Source organism: Microbacterium sp. zg.Y909, from assembly GCF_024626565.1.
The window spans coordinates 1-3,245 of the sequence record NZ_JANJFJ010000354.1; the positions used below are offsets into that span (position 1 = coordinate 1).

A 3,245-nucleotide genomic window follows, 5' to 3' on the forward strand; every position below is an offset into this window, starting at 1 on the left:
GCATCCAGCAACGGCGACCGCAGATTCCACTGCTGCCAGTACAGCGGCACGTCGACCGCGTCGTCGCCCAGCAGCACGAGCTCTCCGGCATCCAGGGCGCGCTGCGACTGCAAACGGGGCAGCATCGCCCAGCCGAGCCCCAGCGTGACGGCGGAGGCGAAGTCGTGGGATGCCGGCACATAGTGCCGCGGCGGCTCCCCCGGGTCGACGCCACGACGGCCGAGCCACGCGCGCTGGATGTCGTCGCGACGGTCGAAGTCCACGAGCGGCGCCTCGGCGAGGGTACCGCCGTCGGCTCCGTCGGGGAACCACCGCGCCGCGAAATCGGGGGTGGCCACCGGCTCGTAGCGCAGCGTGCCGAGCGCGGTCACGGCGCACCCGGCGACCGGCGCGCCCTGCGAGGTCACGGCCGCCATCACCGTGCCGCTCTCCAGCAGCCCCGCGGTGAAGTCCTGGTCGTCGCGGTGCAGATCGAACACGACCGGATGCCGGCGCGACAGCCGCGCCAGCGGCGGCAGGAACCACGTCGCCAGCGAATCCGCGTTGACGGCCAGCGGCACCGAGGTCACCGCCGCCTGCTCGCCGCCGAGCGCACGCACCGCATCGTGCTCGAGCAGCGCGAACTGGCGCGCCAGGCGCACGACCGCTCGGCCGGCATCCGTGGCGCGCACGGGTTTCGACCGCACCAGAAGTACACGGCCCATGTGCTGCTCCAGCGTCTTGATGCGCTGGCTGACCGCCGAGGGCGTCACGTGCAGTCGCCGCGCCGCGGCATCCAGCGTGCCCTCATCGATGACGGTCGTCAGGGTCTCGGCCAGGTCCACGGGGATTCGGGGCATAAGCCATGCTAACGGGCCTGAAGAATCATGAGCTGTACTGATTTGCCTGGCAGACGTAACGTCGACGTGTGCTCCCCTCCCTCGTCGCCGGCTTCGCGCTCGGTCTCTCGCTCATCGTCGCGATCGGCGCGCAGAACCTCTTCGTGCTGCGCCAGGGGGTGCGCCGCGAGCACGTCGCGGCTGTCGCGATCGTGTGCGCGCTGTCGGATGCCGCGCTGGTCGCGGCCGGAGTGGCGGGACTCGGCATCGCGCTCGAGGCCATGCCGTGGCTCGTGGACGTCGTGCGGTGGGCGGGCGCGGCATTCCTGCTCGGCTATGCCGTGCTGGCCGCTCGGCGCGCGTGGCGACCCAGCGGCGCGGCGCTCACCGCCGGCACGGCGCAGGCGCAGCCGGCCCGCGGCGAGACGGCATCCGCCCCACCCGGTGCGACCGTGGCGCGGACTCGACTCGCGCCGGTGCTGCTGACCTGCCTCGCACTCACCTGGCTGAACCCGCACGTCTACCTCGACACGGTCTTCCTGCTCGGCGTCGCCGCCACCACCCACGGCGACCTGCGCTGGGTGTTCGCGTTCGGCGCGATGACCGCGAGCGTCGTGTGGTTCTTCTCGCTCGCCTACGGTGCACGATTCCTCGGGCGGTGGCTGGCGACTCCGCGCGCGTGGCGCGTGCTCGACGCCGTCATCGCCGTCGTGATGGCGGTGCTCGCGGTCAGTCTCGTGCTGCCGCACTGACCCAGGTCGCGCGCCGACCCTCGCGGCGACATCGCATGCGCGGCACGATGGGGGCATGAGGCGCGTGCACGTGATCGTCCGCGGAGACGTCCAGGGCGTGGGCTACCGCTACACCCTGCGGATGGTCGCCGATGAGGCCGGCGCATCGGGCTGGGTCCGCAACCGCCGAGACGGCTCGGTCGAGGCCGAGATCGAGGGCACCGCGGACCAGGTCGACGGGGTGCTCGCGTGGATGGCCGAGGGCCCTCCCGGCTCTCGGGTAGATGCCGCAGCAGTGACCGAACGCGACCCCCGGCGCTCCGCGGGGTTCGACGTCCTGCCGACCGCTTGAGCAGCGTCACGCTCCACTGTCCCCGCCGCTCCCATTCCCGCTCCCCCGCCGCCCACCCCTCACCTGACGCGGACCACGCTTTCCCGGCGCCTGCAGCGACCATTCGCGACAGGCGAGCACGCTCTCGTGAGCGCCCTCGACCGGCAGACCGCCCGGAAACGACGCAGGGACCCCGCCCGGAGGCGAGGTCCCTGCGTGTGAGCGGGTCGGCTCAGAAGACGTTGACGTCCAGCGGGATGCCGGGGCCGAACGTCGTCGACATGGCACCCTTCTGGATGTAACGGCCCTTGGAGCTCGACGGCTTCAGGCGCACGATCTCTTCGAGCGCAGCCTTGAAGTTGTCGTCCAGCTGCTCGGCCGTGAACGACGCCTTGCCGATGACGAAGTGCACGTTGGCGTGCTTGTCGACACGGAACTCGATCTTTCCGCCCTTGATCTCCTCCACGGCCTTGGCCGGGTTGGGGGTCACGGTGCCGGTCTTCGGGTTGGGCATGAGGCCACGGGGACCCAGCACCTTACCGAGGCGACCGACCTGGCCCATGAGCTCGGGCGTGGAGACCGCGGCGTCGAAGTTGGTCCAGCCACCGGCGACCTTCTCGATGAGCTCGGCACCGCCGACCTCGTCCGCGCCTGCGGCGATGGCGGCCTCAGCCGCCGGGCCCGTCGCGAACACGATGACGCGGGCGGTCTTACCCGTGCCGTGCGGCAGGATGACCGTGCCACGGACCATCTGGTCCGCCTTGCGAGGGTCGACGGCCAGCTTGAGCGCGACCTCGACGGTCGAGTCGAACTTCTTCGACCCGGTCTCCTTGGCCAGCTGAACGGCCTCGGTGGACGAGTAGAACTTGCCGGGCTCGAGCTTCTCGGCCGCTGCGTTGTAAACCTTGGACTTAGCCATGTTCGTTATCCCCTCAGTCCTCAACCGTGATGCCCATGGAGCGGGCGGTGCCGGCGATGATCTTCGAGGCGGCCTCGATGTCGTTCGCGTTCAGGTCAGGCTGCTTGGTCTCGGCGATCTGACGCACCTGCTCCTTGGTGAGCTTGCCCACCTTGGTGGTGTGCGGCGTCTGCGAGCCCTTGGCCACTCCGGCGGCCTTCTTGATGAGCTCCGCGGCCGGCGGCGTCTTCAGGACGAACGTGAAGCTGCGGTCCTCGTAGACGGTGATCTCCACGGGGATGACGTTGCCGCGCTGCGACTCGGTCGCGGCGTTGTACGCCTTGCAGAACTCCATGATGTTGACGCCGTGCTGACCGAGCGCCGGACCGATCGGCGGCGCGGGGTTCGCGGCGCCGGCCTTGATCTGGAGCTTGATCAGGCCGGTCACCTTTTTCTTGGGTGCCATG

Annotated in this window: 5 protein-coding genes; 2 read left to right on the top strand and 3 right to left on the bottom strand. The window is 70.3% G+C overall.

Going from position 1 to position 3,245, the window contains the following annotated elements:
* Positions 1-839, bottom strand: an 839-nt coding sequence (locus tag NQ160_RS18985) for a LysR family transcriptional regulator ArgP (protein ID WP_257516670.1), incomplete at its 3' end; no start/stop codon positions are given.
* 68 nt (positions 840-907) lie between these two features.
* Between NQ160_RS18985 and NQ160_RS18990 the strand changes: the two genes are divergently transcribed.
* Both NQ160_RS18990 and NQ160_RS18995 read left to right on the top strand, forming a co-directional pair.
* The gene (locus NQ160_RS18990) at positions 908-1,570 is read left to right on the top strand and encodes a LysE/ArgO family amino acid transporter (RefSeq protein ID WP_257516671.1); all 663 of its coding nucleotides are present in this window, start codon (positions 908-910) and stop codon (positions 1,568-1,570) included.
* A 55-nt stretch (positions 1,571-1,625) separates the two neighbouring features.
* The gene (locus NQ160_RS18995; protein WP_257516674.1) at positions 1,626-1,901 is read left to right on the top strand and encodes an acylphosphatase; all 276 of its coding nucleotides are present in this window, start codon (positions 1,626-1,628) and stop codon (positions 1,899-1,901) included.
* Between the two features lie 211 nt (positions 1,902-2,112).
* Here NQ160_RS18995 and rplA read toward each other — a convergent pair whose 3' ends face one another.
* Both rplA and rplK read right to left on the bottom strand, forming a co-directional pair.
* On the bottom strand, positions 2,113-2,799 hold the full coding sequence (gene rplA / locus NQ160_RS19000; RefSeq protein WP_257516675.1) for a 50S ribosomal protein L1: 687 nt from the start codon (positions 2,797-2,799) through the stop codon (positions 2,113-2,115).
* Between the two features lie 13 nt (positions 2,800-2,812).
* The gene (gene rplK, locus NQ160_RS19005) at positions 2,813-3,244 is read right to left on the bottom strand and encodes a 50S ribosomal protein L11 (protein WP_257494154.1); all 432 of its coding nucleotides are present in this window, start codon (positions 3,242-3,244) and stop codon (positions 2,813-2,815) included.
* Between the last annotated feature and the right edge of the window lies 1 nt (position 3,245).

What these genes read in the sequence shown, in the direction of transcription:
- NQ160_RS18995 (WP_257516674.1), top strand. Translation starts at nt 1,626, where the DNA reads ATGAGGCGCGTGCACGTGATCGTCCGCGGAGACGTCCAGGGCGTGGGC.
- rplA (WP_257516675.1), bottom strand. Translation starts at nt 2,799, where the DNA reads ATGGCTAAGTCCAAGGTTTACAACGCAGCGGCCGAGAAGCTCGAGCCC.
- rplK (WP_257494154.1), bottom strand. Translation starts at nt 3,244, where the DNA reads ATGGCACCCAAGAAAAAGGTGACCGGCCTGATCAAGCTCCAGATCAAG.